General features: G+C 66.5%; 12 protein-coding genes and 1 pseudogene. 5 read left to right on the forward strand and 8 right to left on the reverse strand.

Features of this window, described 5'->3' with window-relative positions:
• Positions 1-272 precede the first annotated feature (272 nt).
• From ABQ137_RS11300 to ABQ137_RS11310, 3 genes are all read right to left on the reverse strand, one after another.
• Positions 273-2,660, reverse strand: coding sequence for a TonB-dependent receptor plug domain-containing protein (locus ABQ137_RS11300; RefSeq protein WP_024940250.1), 2,388 nt, complete (start codon positions 2,658-2,660; stop codon positions 273-275).
• Between the two features lie 273 nt (positions 2,661-2,933).
• Complete coding sequence (locus ABQ137_RS11305) at positions 2,934-3,359, reverse strand: VOC family protein (protein ID WP_039512313.1); 426 nt, start codon at positions 3,357-3,359, stop codon at positions 2,934-2,936.
• Positions 3,360-3,597: 238 nt separating this feature from the next.
• Complete coding sequence (locus tag ABQ137_RS11310; protein WP_349782511.1) at positions 3,598-5,982, reverse strand: TonB-dependent receptor plug domain-containing protein; 2,385 nt, start codon at positions 5,980-5,982, stop codon at positions 3,598-3,600.
• A gap of 177 nt (positions 5,983-6,159) precedes the next feature.
• On the opposite strand from ABQ137_RS11310, the gene ABQ137_RS11315 reads away from it, so the two are divergent.
• A complete protein-coding gene (locus ABQ137_RS11315) occupies positions 6,160-8,076 on the forward strand; it encodes an ABC-F family ATP-binding cassette domain-containing protein (RefSeq protein WP_349782513.1) in 1,917 nt (638 codons plus the stop codon).
• A gap of 50 nt (positions 8,077-8,126) precedes the next feature.
• Positions 8,127-8,627, forward strand: coding sequence for a YcxB family protein (locus tag ABQ137_RS11320; RefSeq protein ID WP_046343867.1), 501 nt, complete (start codon positions 8,127-8,129; stop codon positions 8,625-8,627).
• Positions 8,628-8,645: 18 nt separating this feature from the next.
• Here the strand turns inward: ABQ137_RS11320 and ampR are convergent, their stop codons facing one another.
• The gene (gene ampR, locus ABQ137_RS11325; protein WP_184518172.1) at positions 8,646-9,521 is read right to left on the reverse strand and encodes a LysR family transcriptional regulator AmpR; all 876 of its coding nucleotides are present in this window, start codon (positions 9,519-9,521) and stop codon (positions 8,646-8,648) included.
• A gap of 100 nt (positions 9,522-9,621) precedes the next feature.
• Between ampR and bla the strand changes: the two genes are divergently transcribed.
• Together bla and ABQ137_RS11335 are read left to right on the forward strand one after the other, a co-directional pair.
• Positions 9,622-10,515, forward strand: coding sequence for a class A beta-lactamase (gene bla / locus ABQ137_RS11330; protein WP_184518175.1), 894 nt, complete (start codon positions 9,622-9,624; stop codon positions 10,513-10,515).
• Between the two features lie 111 nt (positions 10,516-10,626).
• Positions 10,627-10,968: pseudogene (locus tag ABQ137_RS11335) on the forward strand (alpha/beta hydrolase); the annotation flags it as partial.
• Positions 10,969-11,025: 57 nt separating this feature from the next.
• Here ABQ137_RS11335 and ABQ137_RS11340 read toward each other — a convergent pair.
• From ABQ137_RS11340 to ABQ137_RS11350, 3 genes are all read right to left on the reverse strand, one after another.
• Positions 11,026-13,176, reverse strand: coding sequence for a phosphocholine-specific phospholipase C (locus ABQ137_RS11340; protein WP_184518178.1), 2,151 nt, complete (start codon positions 13,174-13,176; stop codon positions 11,026-11,028).
• A 226-nt stretch (positions 13,177-13,402) separates the two neighbouring features.
• Positions 13,403-15,814: a TonB-dependent receptor gene (locus ABQ137_RS11345; RefSeq protein WP_184518181.1), complete on the reverse strand. Its 2,412-nt coding sequence runs from the start codon at positions 15,812-15,814 to the stop codon at positions 13,403-13,405.
• Positions 15,815-16,722: 908 nt separating this feature from the next.
• A complete protein-coding gene (locus tag ABQ137_RS11350; protein ID WP_184518184.1) occupies positions 16,723-17,967 on the reverse strand; it encodes an MFS transporter in 1,245 nt (414 codons plus the stop codon).
• Positions 17,968-18,419: 452 nt separating this feature from the next.
• On the opposite strand from ABQ137_RS11350, the gene ABQ137_RS11355 reads away from it, so the two are divergent.
• Positions 18,420-18,713, forward strand: a complete 294-nt coding sequence (locus ABQ137_RS11355; RefSeq protein WP_016904137.1) for an FmdB family zinc ribbon protein — start codon at positions 18,420-18,422, stop codon at positions 18,711-18,713.
• 84 nt (positions 18,714-18,797) lie between these two features.
• Here the strand turns inward: ABQ137_RS11355 and ABQ137_RS11360 are convergent, their stop codons facing one another.
• Positions 18,798-19,565 carry a DUF3011 domain-containing protein gene (locus tag ABQ137_RS11360; protein ID WP_349782517.1) on the reverse strand — a complete coding sequence of 256 codons (768 nt, stop codon included), beginning with the start codon at positions 19,563-19,565 and terminating at the stop codon, positions 18,798-18,800.
• Positions 19,566-19,618: the final 53 nt, after the last annotated feature.

Raw genomic sequence — 19,618 nt, forward strand, 5'->3', positions numbered from 1 at the left:
CTGCGCGCATTGCCGGGGGAAGACGACGGCGGACTGCGTGATCCGGGTTGCCTGCGCGCAGCGCGTGTGCGCTGGCAAGGCGACGTGCACAGCAAGACAGCAGACTGCGACGCAGCGTCTGCTGCGTGGCGCATCCTTGCGAAAGAGGGGGGAACTCGCCCTTTCGCGAAAATCGGAAAGGGCGAGCGATGCTGCGGGGCGTGCTGCCCCGTCTCAGCGAGGCGGGACGAGGCGATCGACATGCCGGTCGCTGCCGACCGGCACGCGGCGATTTACCACTTGTAGCTCACGTTGGCGTACACCAGCGCACCGTTGAAACCGAACGGCGAGGCGCTGCTGTAGGGCAGGTAGGTGCGCGTGCCCAGGCCGGCTTCCTGGCGGTCGGGATACTCGTTGAGCACGTTGTCGCCGCCGATGGTGAAGTTCCAGTCGTTCAACTTGTAGGAGGCGGCCAGGTCCAGCGTCCACTTGGCCGCATAGGTCTGGTCGCTGCCGGCGTTGGTGCCGAAGGTGCTGAACTCGCCCCAGCGCGTGGCGGTGCCGGTGAACGACCAGTTGCCCGGCGACCAAGTGCCGCCCAGGAAGAACTTGTCGCGCGGCGTGCCTTCGGTGATGCGACCGAGTTCGGCGCGGCCGATGCGCACCGCACCCGGATCGATCGCTTCCAGCGCTGCCGGGTTGTCGGCGACCCGTTCCACTTCGGTCTTGTTGTAGTTGTAGCCGGAGGTCAGCTCCGCGCTGCCGCCGTCCAGGTTCCAGCGATAGGTGCCGACCGCATCCACGCCCTGGGTCTTGGTATCCACCGCGTTGGTGAAGTAGCGCCCGCCACCGATGCCCGGGAAGCCATTGGCCTGCAGATAATTGCGCGCCGCATTGGAGGTGAGGTTTTCCGACAGCACGATGCGGTCATCGATATCGATGCGGTAGGCATCGACCGTGATGTACAGGTTTTCGATCGGCTGCAGCACCACGCCAAGACCGTAGTTCTTGGATTCCTCGGCCTTCAACGGCTCGGCGCCGAGTGCGATCGCGGCCGGGTTGTCGGTACGGAAGGTGCCGATCTCGAACGGGATCGCAGTGACCGTGCCATTGGGCTGGGCCACGTTGAGGAACTGGGTAGCGATCGACTGGAAGTTCTGCTGCTGCAACGACGGCGCACGGAACCCGGTGGAGGCGGTGGCGCGGACGGCCACCTTGTCGGTGAATGCGTAACGCAACGACAGCTTGCCGGTGGCGGTATCGCCGAAGTCGCTGTACTTCTCGTAGCGCCCGGCCAGACCCGCCGAAAGCTTTTCGGTCAGATCCGCTTCCAGGTCGACGTACGCCGAATGGCTGTTGCGGTTGTAGTAGCCGGCGTCGGAGAGTTTGAAGCCGGGAAACACCTGTGCGCCCGGGATCAGTGTGCCTGCCGCAGAGGGAATGCCGCCATTGGCCGAGGATGCCGCATCGCCGGGCGACTGGTTGAACTTCTCGCCGCGCCATTCCGCACCGAAGGCCAGCGTGACCGGATACGCCAGGCCCCAGTCGAGCGTCTTGGTGAAGTCGGCGTTGAGCACGTTCTGGGTCACTTCCAGCGTACCGGCATGGAAGTCGGTCGGGCTGGCCAGGCCCAGGCTGTTGTTCAAGCTGTTGCGCACATCGAAGGTGAGATTGTTCTGGCCGTAGTTGTAGCTCAGGTCGATGTTCAAGCCGCCTTCGGTGGAGGTCTTCAAACCGCCCACCCACGACACGTCCTTGCTGACGTTGTAGATCTGCGGCAGGAAGCCGTCCGGATAGATTTCCGGGCGGTTGCGGTTGTCGCCGGCAAAGCGGAAGTAGCCGTTGGAGAGCACTTCGCGGCGGCTGACCATGCCGAACGAGTAGAAGGTCAGGTAGTCGGTGGGGCTGTATTCGCCATTGAAGGAGATGGCGCCCTGGTCGATGTCCGGATCGCCGTAACGCTGCTCCACGCGGCCCTGGAATGGCAGTGCGCGGTTGGTCTGATCCGAATGCCCGGCCTGTGCGGCCAGATGCACCTTGCCGGTGCCGGCAAAGCTGAAGCCGGCATCGCCGGACAGCTGATACTGCTCGCCATCGCCTGCGCTGTACTTGCCGTAGCGGCCATTGACGCTGCCGCCTTCGCCGCTGCCCTTGAGCACGATGTTGATCACGCCGGCAATCGCATCCGAACCGTATTGCGCCGATGCACCGTCACGCAGCACTTCGATGCGCTCCACTGCGGCGATCGGAATGGTGTTGAGATCGGCCGGCGACGAACCACGGCCCTGGGTGTCGTTGAGATTGATCAACGCGGTGCTGTGATAGCGCTTGCCGTTGACCAGCACCAGCACCTGGTCGGGCGACAGGCCGCGTAGCTGCGCCGGGCGCACTGCGTCCGAGCCGTCGGAGATGGCCGGGCGCGGGAAATTCAACGAGGGGATCGCGCGTGACAGCGCGGTAGCCAGCTCGGTGGTGCCGGTCGATTCCAGTGCCTGTGGCGAGATGATGTCGATCGGCGATGCCGATTCGGCCACGGTGCGATCGGCCACGCGCGTGCCGGTCACGATCAAGGTATCGAGCGTTTTCTGGGTGGGAGCCTGTGACTGCGCGGACGCGTTTGAAGCGGAAAACGACAGTGCAAGAACAACGGCAACTGCGAGTGGACTGGTCTTGCAATTCATGCGGTGACAACTCCGAGTGGGGAACGGATGCATCGCAGGGGCCCCCTCCCGGGCCGCGTCCGTTGCGGCAGCTGCGGTGCGTTCCCAACCATTAACCACGTGTAACCGCATGTCAAATTTTGGTTACGTTGCGCAAGTAACTGTCATGTATGACGTGCTACTGCCATCGTTGTCATCGTGCACCAAAGTGATGCGTGGTTTGCACCAGACCTGCGGTATCAGCCGTTTGCCTGCACCATCATGGACATCGATACCAGATATGAAACTTCTGCATCAGAACGTGATCTGCACCGCATCGGCACTGCGTTGCGCAGGACCATGGAACACCGCTTCGATGTTGTTGCCATCCGGGTCGAGCACGAACGCAGCGTAGTAGCTGGGGTGATACGGGCGCACGCCCGGCGCGCCGTTGTCGCGGCCGCCGTGGGCGAGGGCGGTCTGATGGAATGCATGCACCATGGCCACGTCGTGCGCCTGGAAGGCCAGATGGTGGCGGCCGGTGAGTTCGCCTTGCGCCATCGTGTCGCGATCGGACACAAACAGCTCGTCGGCCCAGAAGAATCCCTCGCCTTCGCCACCGATCGGAATGCCCAGCACATCGAGCACCGCCTGGTAGAAACGTCGGCTCGCCGCCAGGTCGTGGACGACCAGATGCAGGTGATCGATCAGGCGGCCACGTGAGAGCTGCGCTGCGTCCATGGTGGGTGCTCCGGCAGGATGGAAGCGGTGTTGATACCACCGCGGCCGCCGGCAACTCTTCACGGCGCATCGATGCCCGCGCCTGGATGGCTGCATCAAACGCCGCACGGACAACGGGCAAAAACGCACACGCCCCGGGCAGGCCGGGGCGTGTGGTCAGGCGTCAGGATGCGACCGTGCTGCGCGCGTCAGCAACCAACGCGTGGCAACACCGCAGCAGTGTGGAGCGCTGTCTTGATTACCAGCGATAGTTGATGCGGCCGTACACGTAGGCACCGTTGAAGCCAAACGGTGACAGATTGCTGTACGGGAACTGCCCGCTGGTGGAGTTGGCAAAGTTGTTCTCGTCCGGGTACTCGTCCAGCAGGTTGTCCGCACCCAGGGTCAGCGTCCAGCGATCGATCTTGTAGCTGGCCGAGGCATCCACCACCCACTTGGCGCCGAAGGTCTGGTCGTTGGTCGCCGCGGCCGGACGCGTGCTGTACTTGCCATAGCGCGTGGCACCCAATGCCAGCGTCCAGTGCTCCAGGTTCCAGCTACCGTTGACCAGGAACTTGTCGCGCGGGAAGCCTTCCTCGATGCGACCGCGTTCGGTGCGGTCGATGCGCTCCAGGCTCAGCCCGTTGGCCGACAACGCAGCCGGGTTGGCGGCGACGCTGCGCACTTCGGTTTCCGAATAGTTGTAGCCGGCGGTCAGGTCCACGCTGCTGGCGGCGAGCTGCCAGCGGTAGCTGCCGACCACGTCCACGCCGCGCGTACGCGTGTCCACCGCATTGGTGAAGTAGCGCCCGCCGTTGATGCCGAAGATGCCCTGCGCTTCGAGCAGGTTACGCACGCCGGTGCCGGTGAGGTTGGACGACAGCACGATGCGGTCGTCCACATCGATCTGGTACGCATCCACGGTGAGGTAGAGCGCATCGGTCGGCTGCAGCACCAGGCCCAGGCTGTAGGACAGCGAGGTCTCGGCATCCAGCGGCTCTGCGCCCAGCGCGCGCGCCACGTTGCTGTCGGCCGGGAAGGTGCGGATCTCGAACGGATTTGGATTGCCGGCCAGGAAGGTGGTGCTGGTGGACTGGAAATACTGCTGCGCCAGCGATGGCGCGCGGAAGCCCGACGCCACCGTGCCGCGCAGCGCGATCTTGTCGGTGAACGCATAGCGCCCGGACAACTTGCCCGATGCCTGGCTGCCGAAGTCGTTGAAGTCTTCGTAGCGCCCGGCCAGGCCGGCGGAGAACTTGTCGGTGAAATCGGCTTCCAGGTCCGCATACAGCGCGTAGCTGTCACGCGAGTATCGCCCGGACACGCTGGGCGCGAATCCGCCAAAGCCCTGCGCGCCACCGGCCAGTGTGCCGGCCTGGAAATACGAGCCCACTTCGCCCGGCGACTGGTTCCACTTCTCGTTGCGGTATTCGGCACCGAAGGCCACCGTCACCGGATACGCCAGGCCCCAGTCGAAGCCGCGCTTGACGTCCAGGTTGACGATGTTCTGCGTGGTCTCCAGCGCGCCATCGTAGAAGGAGGTCGGCGAGCTCGGCCCCAGGCTGACGTTGAGGGTGTTGCGGGTGTGGAAATCGATCTTGTTGTAGCCGTAGTTGTAGCTGGCATCCCAGTCCCAGCCACTGGCGGTGGAACCGCGCACGCCGGTCACCAGCGAGCGGTCCTTGGCGTAGGTCTGGATTTCCGGCAGGAAGCCCTGCGGATACACCGACAGGATGTTCTGGCTGCTGCCCGGCGCGCGGAAGAACGCGAACGAGGTGATGTCGCGGTTGCTGGCGGTGGCGAAGGCGTAGCCGGTGATGCTGTCGCTGAAGGCGAACTCGGTATTGGCCGACACCGCCTGCGCGTTGACGTCCGGGTCGCCGATCTTGAACGCCTTCTGGCCCACGGCCGGCTGCGAGGCGCTGGGTGCGCCGGCATAGCCGCGCGCGCGGTCGGTGGGGTCCTGCTGGTTGAGCTGGGCGGCCACGTGCAGCCAGCCGCGCTCGTTGCCGTAGGCCACGCCGGTGTCGCCGGACAGCTCGTAGTTGCTGCCGTCGCCGGCCGAATACTGGCCGAAGCCGGCCTGCAGGCTGCCGCCCTTCTCCGCGCCCTTGAGCACGATGTTGACCACGCCGGCGATGGCATCGGAGCCGTACTGCGCCGAGGCGCCGTCGCGCAGCACTTCCACGCGCGCGATCGCCGCCACCGGAATGGTGTTCAGGTCCACTGCCGCGGCGCCACGGCCGATGGTGCCGTTGAGGTTGAGCAGCGAGGAGGTGTGGCGGCGCTTGCCGTTGACCAGCACCAGCACCTGGTCCGGCGACAAGCCGCGCAGCTGCGCGGGGCGGATCGCGCTGGTGCCGTCGCTCAGGGCCGGGCGCGGGAAGTTCAGCGACGGCAGCGCGCGGGCCAGCGCGGTGGCCAGCTCCGAGGTGCCGGTGGCCTGCAGCGACTCGGCGCTGATGATGTCGATCGGCGACTGCGACTCGGCCACGGTACGGTCGGAGACGCGGGTGCCGGTGACGATGACGGTATCGAGCGTATTGGCGGGCGCGCTGGCCGGGGTGGCGGTCTGGGCGAAGGCGGGGGAGGCGAGCAGCGCCGCAACGACGGCGGTTGCGAGCGTGGACAACGGGTAATTCATGACAACTCCGAACGGGGGGCCAGGCAGGACCAGCAAGGCTGGGCGGGGTCTGGTCGCGGCGATGCGAAGGGAACGACGGCCAGCCCGAAGGCGCTAATTATTCGTTAACGCTAGAATGGCGTCGCAGGAGTGCTGCTCATCTGCTCATTCCTTTTCGTTCTATCGGACTGTCCATCAATGATTTCCCTGCGCAACTTCTCCATGCGACGCGGCGAGCGTCTGCTGTTGTCCAACGTCGACCTGACCATGCATGCCGGCTACCGCGTCGGTGTGGTGGGCCGCAATGGCACCGGCAAGTCGAGCCTGTTCGCCGCGGTCAAGGGCGAACTGGAAGCGGACAAGGGCGATGTCGACCTGCCCGGCAAGGTGCGCACCGCCAGCGTCTCGCAGGAAACCCCGTCGCTGCCCGATCCGGCGCTGTCGTTCGTGCTCGGCGGCGACATCGAGGTCTCGGCGATCCTGCAGGAAGAGGCCGCAGCCACCGCGCGCGAGGACTGGGAAGCGGTCGCCAACGCGCACCAGAAGATGGCCGAGCTGGGCGCCTACGATGCCGAGGCGCGTGCCGGCAAGTTGCTGCACGGCCTGGGCTTCCCGGCCGACACCCATCACCGCGCGGTGTCCTCGTTCTCCGGCGGCTGGCGGGTGCGCCTGAATCTGGCGCGCGCGCTGATGATGCCCAGCGACCTGCTGCTGCTGGACGAACCGACCAACCACCTGGACATGGATGCGGTGCTGTGGCTGGAGCAATGGCTGCTCAAGTACCCGGGCACCTTGCTGCTGATTTCGCATGACCGCGAGTTCCTCGACAACGTGGCCACGCATACGCTGCATCTGCACGGCGGCACCGCCAAGCTGTACGTCGGCGGCTATACCGATTTCGAGCGCCAGCGCATCGAGCACCTGCGTCAGCAGCAGATCGCCCACGACAAGGAACAGGCCGAGCGCGCGCATCTGCAGAGCTTCATCGACCGCTTCAAGGCGCAGGCCAGCAAGGCCACCCAGGCGCAGAGCCGCATGAAGCGGCTGGCCAAGATGGCCGGCACCGAGGCGGTACGCGCCGAGCGCGAATTCCGCATCCAGTTCGCCCAGCCCAATCGCTTGCCGTTTTCGTTGATCCGGCTGAATCACGCTGCTTGCGGGTATGCGGCTGCGCCGCGGGATTCGGGAATCGGGAATGGGGAATCGCAAAAGCGTGGGTCCAGCGATGCGATTACCGTGTTGCACGATGTCGGATTCGGATTGGAGGCGGGTGACCGGATTGGTTTGCTGGGGCCGAATGGTGCGGGTAAGTCAACGCTGGTCAAGACGCTGGTGGGCGAGCTGCAGCCGCTGTCGGGCGAGCGCAGTGCGCATCCGGATCTGCGGATCGGCTACTTCGCCCAGCACACGGTTGAATCGCTGCACGAGGGCCAGTCGCCGATGGATCACTTCCGCGAGCTGTCGCCGGATGGCTCCAATCAGGCGTTCCGCGATTTCCTGGGTAAATGGAATTTCGCCGGCGACCGCGCCTTCGAAGTGGTGGATGGGTTCTCCGGCGGCGAGCGCGCGCGTCTGGCGCTGGCGCTGATCGCCTGGCAGCAGCCCAACGTGCTGCTGCTGGACGAACCGACCAACCATCTGGACTTGGAGATGCGCGAGGCACTGGCCGAAGCGCTGAGCGACTTCGAAGGCGCCATCGTGATGGTCTCGCATGACCGCCATCTGATCGGTCTGGTCTGCGACAGTTTCTGGCGCGTGGCCGATGGCGTGGTCGAGCCGTTCGCTGGCGATCTGGACGAATACGCCGCCTGGCTGCGCAGCCGCCCGGCCGCCCAGGGCACCAAGCAGAAGATGGCCGAAGTGGCGCCGACCCCGCCGCCGCCGACCAAGCCGCTGCCGCCGAAGAAAGCCGTCAACCCGCACAAGCTGGCCAGCGCGGAAAAGCGCGTCGGCGAACTGGAAGCGGCGCTGGCGGCACTGGACCGCGAACTGGCCAACCCCGGCAACTATGCCGACAGTGACAAGATGGCGGTGCTGGGCCGCGACCGCGAAGCGACGGCGCAGCAGCTGGCCGCCGCCGAGGCGGCTTGGATGGAGTTGATCGAAGGCGCGTAGCGCGCAGGCGTTACGATGCGCGTGGGGCCAAGCACAGGGAGGTAGGCAACATGATCAGCGCCACCATCAGTCTGGAAGACCATCTAGCCGCGCAGCGCCTGCATGCGCGACAGACGGCCAAGCTGTTGATTGTGATCCTGGTGGTCCTGCTGTTGATCGGGGCGGGGTTGCTGCAACTGATCGGGGCCGGCGAAATCATCGGCCCGATGCTGATCGGTGCCGGAGGCGGCGGCTTGATCGGCCTGGTGGTGTTGCACGTCTGGGGCTTGCCGCGGAAGATCAAACGCCTGCACGCGCAGCAGGCCGCGCTGCGGCATACCTACACCTTTGCGTGGGACGAGACCGGGCTGGAGATCACCTGGGCAGACGGGCGACTGCGCCGGCCCTGGTCCGATTACATCCGCTACCGCGAGAACGAGCGGGTGCTGCTGCTGTATCACAACGACCGCTTGTTCGAGCTGTTCGCCCCGCACTGGTTCGCCGACAGGGCGCACTACGAGGCGTTTCGCCGCGTGGCGGTGCAGGGGATCGCGGCATCCGCGCGCCGCTGAGCGCAGCGGCGGGCTCGCTCAACCGGAGCGCTGTTGCTCCGTTGTCAGCCAGTCGCGCAATCGCGCATCGGCATCGCCTTCCGGGCGCGAGCGCAGCCGGGTGAGCCAATAGCGTCCGGCGTCGATCTGGATCGGGAACGGGCAGACCATGCGCCCGGCATCCAGATCCTGGCGAAACATCGGCAACGGCAACAACGCCACGCCGGCACCGGCGGCCGCCGCGCTGGCCAGCGTCAACGACGAATCGAACATCGCCCCGCGTGCGACGACTTCGGCCACGCCCGCCGCCCGAAACCACTGCGGCCATTCGTCCAGACGGTACGAGCGCAATAACGGCAGCTGGGCCAGATCGGCCGGTGTGCGCAGGCCCCGCGCCATGCTGGGCGCGCACACCGGCGCAAACGGCGCCTCCATCAGCGCATGGGCGATCTGGCCCTGCCAGTCGCCGTCGCCGAAACGGATCGCCAGATCCAGGCCTTCGCCAGCCAGATCGACCCGGTTGTTGTGAGTCGACAGACGCAGCTCGATCTCCGGATGCGCGGCATGAAACGCTGGCAATCGCGGCAGCAGCCAGCCGGTCGCGAAGGTGCCGACCACGCCGACACTGAGCACCTCGCGATAGCGCCCGTCGGCAAAGCGCTCCAGGGTCGCCGCGATGCGGTCGAAGGCCTCGCCGAGCACCGGTGCCAGCGCCGCGCCCTCGTCGGTGAGCGCCACACCGCGTGGCAGGCGGTGGAACAGGCTGCTGCCCAGTTGCTGCTCCAGCGCCTTGATCTGGTGGCTGAGCGCGGCCTGGCTGACGCACAGCTCGCTCGCGGCGCGGGTCAGGTTCTGGTGGCGCGCGGCGGCCTCGAAGGCGCGCAGGGCATTGAGCGGAAGACGGGGCCGGGGCATGCACAGAGATTAGTTCAATTCATGCCAGGGATCGAAACATCGCAATAGTCCGGTGGCCGGCATGCGCCGATACTGCGGGCTCTCACCGGGAGGCTGCTGCATGTTGAACCGTCGACAATTCTTGTACGCAACCGGCGCGGGCGTGCTGCTTGCGGCCTCCAGACCTGCATGGGCACTCACCCCGGCGATGACGGTGGACGATGTGCTGCGGGCACAGTGGGCGGAAATCGAACGTGGCACCGGCGGCCGCCTGGGCATCAGCCTGCTCGACAGCGCCACCGGCAAGGGCCTCGGCCAGCGCGAAGACGAGCGCTTTCCGATGTGCAGCACCTTCAAATTTGTATTGGCTGCGGCAGTCTTGCAGCGGGTAGACCAGGGCAAGCTGACGCTGGCGCAACGGGTCAAGATCCGCGCCTCCGACATGCTCGAGCACGCCCCGGTCACCGAGCGCCATGTCGGCGGGGCGCTGAGCGTGGCCGAGCTCTGCCGGGCCACGATGATCTACAGCGACAATCCGGCCGCCAACCTGCTGTTTCCGCTGGTCGGCAACCCGGCCGGCCTGACCGCCTTCCTGCGCGGCATCGGCGATGCGCACACCCGCAGCGACCGCCGCGAGCCGGAGATGAACCGGTTTGCCCCTGGCGACCCGCGCGACACCACCACGCCGGCGGCAATGGCCGCCACCTTGCGCACCCTGCTGCTCGGCAACGCGCTGCAACCGGCCTCGCGCAAGCAGCTGGCCGACTGGATGATCGACAACCGCACCGGCGATACCTGCCTGCGCGCCGGCCTGCCGCGCGGCTGGAAGATCGGCGACAAGACCGGCAGCAACGGCAGCGACACCCGCAACGACATCGCCATCATCTGGCCACCGGCAGGCAAGGCGCCATTGCTGCTCACCGCGTACTTGAATGGCGCCAGCGTCGACAGCGATGCGCGCGATGCGGCGTTGAAGGCGGTGGCGGCCGCGGTGCGCGACAGCATGGTGGGGTGAGCGCAACGACCCGCTGCCTCCCGCGATCCATGTCGCGTGTGAGTCCGCAAGCTGCTTACGGTTTCCTGCCAGCTGTTCGAGGTACGACAGTGCGCATCAGGGGGTGTCATTGCCATCGCCGTCTATCCGGGCCATCTGTGGGCGCACGACGACGACCGCGCCACACGCGATCCTACCCATCTGTCGCTGCGGCCAGACAGCACCGTCACTGCGCGGACGCCGCCAACCTTCTTGCCGTAGGCCGAGGACGATGCGGTGCATTGGCGTGAGTCAATCGCTGGCCTACTACGTGGCGCTCAAGCAAGCCGGCGTACCGGCAGAATGGCATCTCTATGCCGAGGTGGCCACGCGTTCGGTCTGCGCGCGGGCGCATTGCCGATCACGCAATGGCCGCATGTGGTGGAAACCTGGTTGGGAACGATTGGCATGCTGGATGCGGACGACGCGCACTGAGCGGCACCGTGCGCAAGCATGCTGAGCACGCAGCAGCCTGCGTTCTCACTGCAAGGCTCAGCCGGGTGCGCCGAACGGCAAAGGCAGGTCTTGCTGCAGCCGCGCCGGCCCGCCCATGGCTGGATCGCTGACGCTGTCTGCACCGGTTTCGATACGTCCGGCCAGACGCTGGGCTGAGCCGTCGTGGTGCACCCACAGGTCGTACCAGCCGCCAGTTGCCGCCGCTTTCCAACGGCGCCGCTCGGTGGTGCCGGGTGCAACGCTCAGGCGCTCGTGCGGCTGCGCGGCTGAATATGCGGCCGGTTGCAGCTCCACCTGCACGACAGTGCTGCCGGCATTGCGCAGCGATAACAACACAGCCGCGGGATCGTTTGCATCCGGGGTGATCTCGGTCACCAGCAACGGTGCACTCAGATCGCCACGGTAGTGACGATGGAATCCGTTGGGGCCGAGCAACCACAGATCGTAACGGCCATCGTCGGTGGTCCACGTGGCGTCCACTGCTGCGCCGCTCCCTACGGTGTAACGGCGCGGAATCGCCGCAAGATCGAAGCGGTCGTAGACATGCAGGACCACCGCAGCGCCCGCGTTGGACATGCGCAGCTTCACCTGGCCACGCTCGGGCAACGCGGCCAGTTCCACGCTTTGGCGATACGGCAGCGCCCGCGAACGGCGTGTACCCAAGGGCTGCTGCGGCGGTTGCAACGCGGCAGGCAAGGGCGGCAGTGCGTGTTCGCGCAGGGCTGCCGCGCGCGCTGCGGTCGCGCTGACATCGGGCAGCGCCGCGGCGAACGGGCGCGCATCGGCCGTGCGGAAATCGAACGCATTGACCAGGTCGCCACAGACTGCGCGCCGCCACGGTGTGATCTCCGGTGCGGGCACGCCGAAGCGGCGTTCCAGCAGCCGCAATACCGATGTGTGGTCGTACACCTGCGAGTCCACCCAGCCGCCGCGGCTCCACGGCGAGATCACGTACAGCGGCACGCGCGGACCCAGGCCATAGGGGCGGCCGCGCAGCTCGGGCAGATCCACTTTCTGTTCGCCCGGTGCCGGGTGGCGGTGGTAATCGTCGTCGGTGGCGATGCTGGATGCGCCGGCAAGGCCGCCGGCCGCGCGTGGGTCCGGCGACGGCGGCGCCGGCGGCGGCATGTGATCGAAAAAGCCGTCGTTCTCGTCGAACATCAGCAGCAGTGCGGTGCGGCTCCATACCTGCGGGTCGGCGGTGAGCGCATCCAGCACGCGTGCAGTGTAGGCTGCGCCTTGCGCTGGGCTGGAGGGATCAGGGTGTTCGCTGCCGGCCGCATCGGCAATGATGAAACTCACCGATGGCAGTTGCCCGCCCAGCACATCGGCGCGCAGCTGCTCGACACCGCGCGTGCTCACGCCACGCGCGCGCAGTTGCGCATCGTGCCCGGGCGCGGCAGTGAAGGCCTGCCGGAATGGCGCAAAGCCCGCCAGCGGGTTGTCGGTGAAGTTGTCGCGCATGTCCTGATAAATCTGCCAGGACACGCCGGCGTTCTGTAGCTGCTCGACGTAGGTCGTCCAGCGGTAGGAGTCGGGGAAACCGCCCAGCTCCGCAAAGTTGTCGTGCGAGTTGCCGATCACCGGGCCACCGGCACGCGCCTGCGGGTCGTTGCCGCCGCTCCACAGGAACACGCGATTGGAATTGGTGCCGGTCTGGATCGAGGCGTGGTACGCATCGCAGATGGTGAAGGCGTCGGCGAGCGCGTACTGGAACGGAATATCCGCGCGCCGGTAATAGCCCAGCGCATGGTTGTGCTTGGCGGCGGCCCAGTGGCCGAGCCGGCCGTGATCCCAGGCGCGTTGCGCATCCACCCAGCTATGCGGCGTGCCTTGCACGCGCATGAAGCCGAATTGCGCTGCCGTATCCAGCGCGAACGGCGTCAGCCATTGGCGGCCGTCCTCGCTGGGCTGCAGCCACACCGTGCGCGCGGGCGCGCCCGGTAGCGGCGGTGCGGGAATCGGAAAACGATCGCCGAACCCGCGCACGCCGGGCAGGCTGCCGAAGTAATGATCGAAGGCGCGGTTTTCCTGCATCAGGATCACCACATGCTGCAGATCCTCCAGCGTGCCGGTGCGGCGGTCCGGCGCGATGGCGGCGGCCCGCGCGATGCTGGGGGGCAGCAGCGCGGCGGCGGCACTGGCAAGCCCGGTCTGCAGAACGCGGCGGCGGGGAAGGTCGATCATCGTGTCACCTGGTTGGCGCTCCCATCCTGTCTGCGTTGGAGCGGGCTGAGCGTAACCGACGCGTCAGCGGCTTTATTGTCTTGCGCTTGCAACACCGCCGATCCTCTCCGTTTGCACCTGTGTGGCAGGCGATGCAGGGGGCGGATCGGGTGGCGTGTCTTCAGCCCGATCCGCTCCAGTACATCGCAAAGCCTATCCCGCGCAGGTCGGCAATGCGCCGCCGACGTTAGAGATCCAGCGTCAACGTCAGCCCGACCGTGCGTGGCGCGGCGATAAAGGCACTGTCGCTGCCGTCCACGCCTTCCAGGTAGCGTTTGTCGGTGAGGTTGCTGACGTTGAGCGCCAGCTGCAGGCCCTTGAGCTGCGACGACAGCTGCGACAGCTCCACCCCGAGGTTGGCATCGAAGGTGGTCACGCCATCGAGTGCGGCGCGGTTGGAGGCATCCAGGTAGCGCTTGCCCAGATAGCGCCCGGACACACCGAAGCGCCACGCCTGGCCGCGCCAGTCCGCCGACATCACCAGGGTGTTGCGCGGTTGGCCGATCACCTGCGCGCCCGGGGTGATCTCCAGCGCGGTATCGCGTGCGGCGTCGCCGCTGCCCAGGTAATCGGCCTTGTTGTAGGTGTAGGCACCGTTGATGCGCCAGCCGTTGTCCCAGCCATAGCCCAGTGCCGCTTCCACGCCGCGCGCATGCACGCCGCCGAAGTTCTCGTACACGCCGTCGGTTTCGCCCAGGTAGTCGATGCCGGTGACGAAGTTGGCCGGCACATAGACGATGCGGTTGTCGAAGCGGATGTCGTACAGGGTCACGCTGCCGGTCAACGGCCAGCGGCTGATGCGCAGGCCGAGTTCGACGTTGTCGGCGGTCTCCGGTTGCACGCGGCTCAGTGCGACCGGGTCGGTCTCGCCGAGCACGCCGGACGGAATCGCAGCGAAGTTCTGCGAGTAACCTGCAAAGGCTTCCAGGCCCTGCACCGGTGTGGTCCAGGTCAGGCCGGCCGACAGCAGCGGGTCCGAATGCGAATCCGATTCCACATGCTGCGCATCGCCGATGCGGCGGTCGCGGGTCTGGTCGACGAAGAACTGCTTGACGCCTACGCGCCAGGCGAAGGCGCCGTAGCGCATCACGTCCTCGACGTAATACATCTGCTCGTCGGTCTGGTAGTTGTCCTTGAACTGCACCCAGTACGGCTGATGATCGAAGCTGATGTTGGTGCCGACGTTGAGCAGGCGATGCCAGTCGCGGGTGACACTGCGGTCGTAGCGCTCCAGCCAGGCGCCGGCGCGCACGGTGTTGTCGATGGCGCCGAGATCGGCGCGCCATTCCACATCGGCCATCGCGCCAGCGCGGTGGTTGTCGTAGTGGCTGTGCCGATACGACTGCACCGGCACCGAGCCGGCCGGATAGCACGCCGGGTTGGATTCGGCCGGCACCGCATCGCTGCCGGCGCAGCCGGCCAGCATGGTCGCGGCCGCGCCGCCGGGCGTGAGGTAATACAGCTTGCCCAGGTCGCTGCCGGCGTACACGGTGTTGCCGCCGCGCGCTTCGGATTCCGGCGCGCCGGCGCCATCGTTGGTGACATCGACCAGATACGGCGGAATCCAGTCGCCGCGGCCCTGCATGCGATGCGCATAGCCGGTCAGCGTGGTCTTGAAGCCGTTGCCGCCATCGAAGGCGCCACGCAGGTAGCCAAAGGTGTTCTTGCGCAGCGCACGCGAGCCGGAGCGGTAGTTCTGGTCCAGGTACGGGATGCCGGTGAGCGTGCCGGTCAACAGATCGTGCTCGGGGTCGCGCGCGAACTGCTCGGGTGTCACGCTGGTGTATTCGGATTCGTCGGCATCGTCGTAGGAGGCGTAGCCGCTGAGCGTCCACTTGTCCAGGATGCTGACGAACTTGCCGGCCAGGTGATCGCGACTGGTGTGGCCGCTGCCGTCGATCCAATCGTCGTTGCGTGCGGACGAGCCGCTGACCCAGGCGCGTGTGTTGCCGCCGAGCAGGCCGGTGTCGTAGCGCGCGTAATACTTGCGCGCCTGGTTGTCGCCGATGCCGCCGATCACGCGCACGCGCTGCTCTTCCAGCGGCTCGCCGGTGAGATAGTTCAAGGTGCCGCCCAGCGCTTCGTTGGAGCGCGAGGCGATGTCAGCGGTGCCCTGGCTGACTTCCACCGTTTCCAGGTCCGGCATGTCGATGAAACGGTTGGCCTTGGAGCCGCCGCCATACGCCGAACCGCCATTGGGCACGCCATCGATGGTGGTGCCGATCTGCTGGGTATCGCGGTTGCTGACAAAGCCGCGCATGCTGATCTGGGTGCCCCAATCCGACGAGCCGAAGGCATCGGCCTCGGTGACCACCACGCCGGGCAGTTCGTTGAGCGCATCGTTGACGCTGCCGAGCACGAACTGGCGGTCCAGCATTTCCTTGCTGACGTTGGTCTTGGAATACGTCATCGCCTGGCCGACCACCTGCACCTGGTCCAGCGTGGACACCTGTTCGCCAGCGCTACCCGGTTCGGCCGCAGCCGGGCCAGACGCTGCGCCATCGGGGACTTGTTGCGCATAAGCGGGCAGGGTGAGCGGAACCAGCAACAAGGCGAGCGTGGCCGGACGGCGCACGCGCGAGGAGGACGTCGAATCCATTGCAATCCAACAAGCGGGGAGGGTCCGCAAAGACTGCCGCGCTTGCATTGCGTGATGATGACCGCGCTAAAGGTGTGGCCGGGATCACCAGATGGACTTGGGAAGTCCTAACGTCGGGACGATGGCGATTCAGCGCTGTCTGGATGTTTCCGGGCCGCGCTGTTGCAAGACACCCGGAGTTTCGTGTCGCGGCGTTGTCTCCACTTCAAGACAAGCGGTTTCGAGTCGTCGCGTTGTTGTAGATGCACTCAAGTGCTCAGGTCAAGAGCCTGGTAAGTCGAGTGCGCGGTGCCCTCACCACTTGCGGGACACGCCGTGAATCCGTCCGTGGAGGCCCCTTGGCGGCATCCATGCCGCCGAGGGGCCCGCAACCGGTAAGGAACACCGCACCAGGAAGTTGGTTGGTAGTCGCTTGAAAAGTCGGTCGTCGCACGTGTGTCGGGCTTCGAGCGGCACACCAGTATCGAGCAACGCGCATCACGCACTGCTCTTAACCATGCACACCGACCAACTTGACTGGTCCTTGTCCGCTCACCGTCGCGGGACCTTACGCGGCATGGATGCCGCGTAAGAGCCTACAAGGACGTACTTGCGGCGTGTCCCGCGATGGTGGGCGGGCAAGGGCCTTGCAGCCAAGCGGCAGATAGACCGCTCCATAGCTGATCCATCCAAAAAGTCCTCCACCATCTGCTCTGCCTTGCGGCGTGTCCCGCGATGGTGGGCGAGCAAGGGCCTTGCAGCCAAGCAACAGATAGACCGCTCGATAGCTGATCCATCCAAAAAGTCCTCCACCAGCTGCTCCGCCGTGCGGCGCCCCCGCGATGGTGGGCGGGCAAGGGCGCCCCTGCAGCAACGCCGCAGATCACATGATTAGCAGCGCAGCGACTGACGACGGCGAAACAGGTGTGTCAGCCGCCCTTGACGTGCGGCGGTGCTTCGGCCTGTTGTGTTTCCGGCATCAACTCCAGCGCCGATGGCGTGGTGCGCAGCATCGGGCGGAACGAGATCGGATGGGTGCGGCGGCGCGTGAAGCGCAGCAGGCGGGTCAGCGTAAATCCGGACAGCGCCAGCAGCATCACCGCGAAATACACCGGTAGTGCCGCTGGTCCGAATTTCTGCATTGCGCCGCCGGCCAGGGCCGGACCGATCGCTGCGCCCACGCCATGCACCAGCAGCAGGCTGCTGCAGCCGGAGAGCAGATCTTCGCGCGGCAGGTAGTCGAGCATGTGCGCCACCGCAAACGGATACAGCGAGAACGCCAACCCGCCGTAGACGAAGAACAGCACGAACAACAGGTGTGTCTGTGCCTGCACCATCGGTACCGCGGCGGCGATCGCAATGCCGGCTGCCAGCACGCTGATCGTGACCAGGCCGATGCGCCGGTCATGGCCATCGCTGATGCGCCCGATCGGCCACTGCAACACCGCGCCGCCGATGATGGCGGTGAGCATGAACATCGCCACGCCATCGGCATCCAGCCCGATGCGGTTGGCGTACACCGGCAACAAGCCCCAGAACGCCCCCATCGCCAGGCCCGACAGTCCCGCGCCGATGGTCGCCACCGGCGCCAACGCATACAGCGTTTTCAGGCGCAGCCGCGAGACGTGCGGCACTTCGGGCGGAATCAGGCGCGTGGTCATCACCGGCATCACCGCCGCACAGATCAGGATTGCCGTCAGCGTGAACATCGCCGGTGCGCCCGCATCGCCTGCAGTGAGCAGGATCTGGCCCAGCGCCAACGCCGACAGGTTGATCGCCATGTACACCGAGAACACCCGACTGCGCCGACGCGCGTCCGGCTCGGCGTTGAGCCAGCTTTCGATCACCGTGTACAGACCGACCAGTGCCGCGCCGGTGACCAGGCGCAGCAGGCCCCAGCCCCAGGCGTTCAACCAGATCGGATGCAGCAACACGGCAATCGCCGCCAGCGCCGCGTAAAAGGCGAATGCGCGGATATGCCCGATACGCCGAATCAGCGGCGGTGCGAAAAAGGTGCCGAGAAAGAAGCCGGCGAAATACCCGGACATGATCAGGCCCAGCGCACGCGCATCGAAACCGGCCTGGCCACCGCGCACGGCAAGCAAGGTGCCGAGCAGCCCGCTGCCGGTTAGCAACAGGGCAACGCCCAGCAATAAGGCAGTCAGCCGCAACATGGATGCGGTCCTCGTGGGGGGAGAGGCGCGTCGATCACGTGTTCGAGTGTAGCAGCCCGGATTGTGCGGCTTGATCGAAACGACCTGGCTCAGTGGCTCTCGATAGCGGCCGGTGTGAGGTCAGGCCGATGCAAAGCGTGAGTTTGTGGCGTGCGGGATGGTTGCCTCATCTCTCTGCGCGGTTCGCGAGATCACGCCGATTTGATGACTGCTCGATGCGTAGGCTGCTACCTTCGATACGCGCGCGACACTCCGACCTCGTGTTTCTGCCGATTGGAACGGCGATGTCGAGCGAGCGCACCTGGCGCGCAAGCGCCACCCAGCCACCATCGATCGATGTCTCTCACCCGCAAGATGTTCGCGCGCGTGCAGGGTCGCAGACGGCCCACTGCACCTGCCCGCCCGCATCCGTCTAGAATCTGCGCCCCGCATCGTCTTCAGCTGATCCTGCCATGCCCATCTACGGTTTCCAGTGCACCACCTGCGGTCACGCCTTCGACCGCCTGCAGAAGATGGCCGACCCCGATCCGCAGACCTGTCCTGCCTGCGCGGCGGCCACGATCAAGCGCCAGATCACCGCGCCCTCGTTCCGTCTGTCCGGCAGCGGCTGGTATGAGACCGACTTCAAGTCGGCGGGCGAGAAGAAGAAAAACCTCACCGAGAGCAGCAGCGCCGGTGGCGATGCCAAGCCGGCGGCCGCCGCCGAGAGCAAGCCTGCTGCCAAGCCCGCGGCCGACCCCGCCTGAGCCGGACCAGCGCGCCGCAGCCGCTGGCAGGGCGGAAGTCCCAACCCCTGGACCCAGCCGCGCGCGGCGCGCCTGTTCGCTGCTTCAACGCGCCTCGAAGCGTGCCCGGCAACCATCGTTGACCCACACCGTCGCGCGGCGCTCGTCGTACCCCCAGCTGCGGCCTTCTTCGCAACGGGTGTCGGACAGCTGGCGGGTCAGCACCGGGCGGCCATAGCGGCCATCCCAGCCGCAGGTACGCAGACGGCGGTCGTCGCTGGCGCAGGTGATGGCGTAATCGTTGCGCGGGCGGTCGTCGCGGCCACCGTAGCCGCCGTCACCCCGGTCCCAGCCGCCGCCGCGTGCCTGTGCAAACTCGCCCCGGCAGCCGTCGTCCACCCAGATCCGGCCCCCGTCCTGGCGCCAGTTGCGGCCTTCCACGCAGGGCGCATTGGACAGCTGGCGCACCAGCATGGCGCGGCGCCAGCCGGTGTCGCAGATCTTCTGGCGCTGGTCGTTGCTCTCGCAGCGCACCGTGCCGGCCACCCCGCCGCCGGGTCCACCGTTGCCGCCCCAGCCGCCGCCGTTGCGGCCATCGACAAAGCGCGCGCGGCAGCCGTTGTCGACCCAGACGCGGCCGCGCTCGCTGCCCCAGTTGCGGCCTTCGATGCAGCGCGTGCCGGAGATGTTTTCGACCAGTACCGCGCGGCCGCGGAACGGCGTATCGCACTCGCGGCGACGGTTGTCGTTGCTGGAGCAGGTGATGCTGGGGCCGTTCCAGCCGCGGTCCTGCGCAGCGGCAGGCGCGCTGGTCAGCAGGCCGGTCAGGGTGATCAGGCCGAAGCCGGAGAGCAGCAGGGCGGTGCGCAGCATCGTGGCGTCCTTGGTGCGGAAGGGTCTGGCGCCTATTCAGCCGGGCACTGACT

Source organism: Xanthomonas sp. WHRI 8393 (assembly GCF_040203315.1).
Taxonomy (GTDB): Bacteria; Pseudomonadota; Gammaproteobacteria; order Xanthomonadales; family Xanthomonadaceae; genus Xanthomonas; species Xanthomonas arboricola.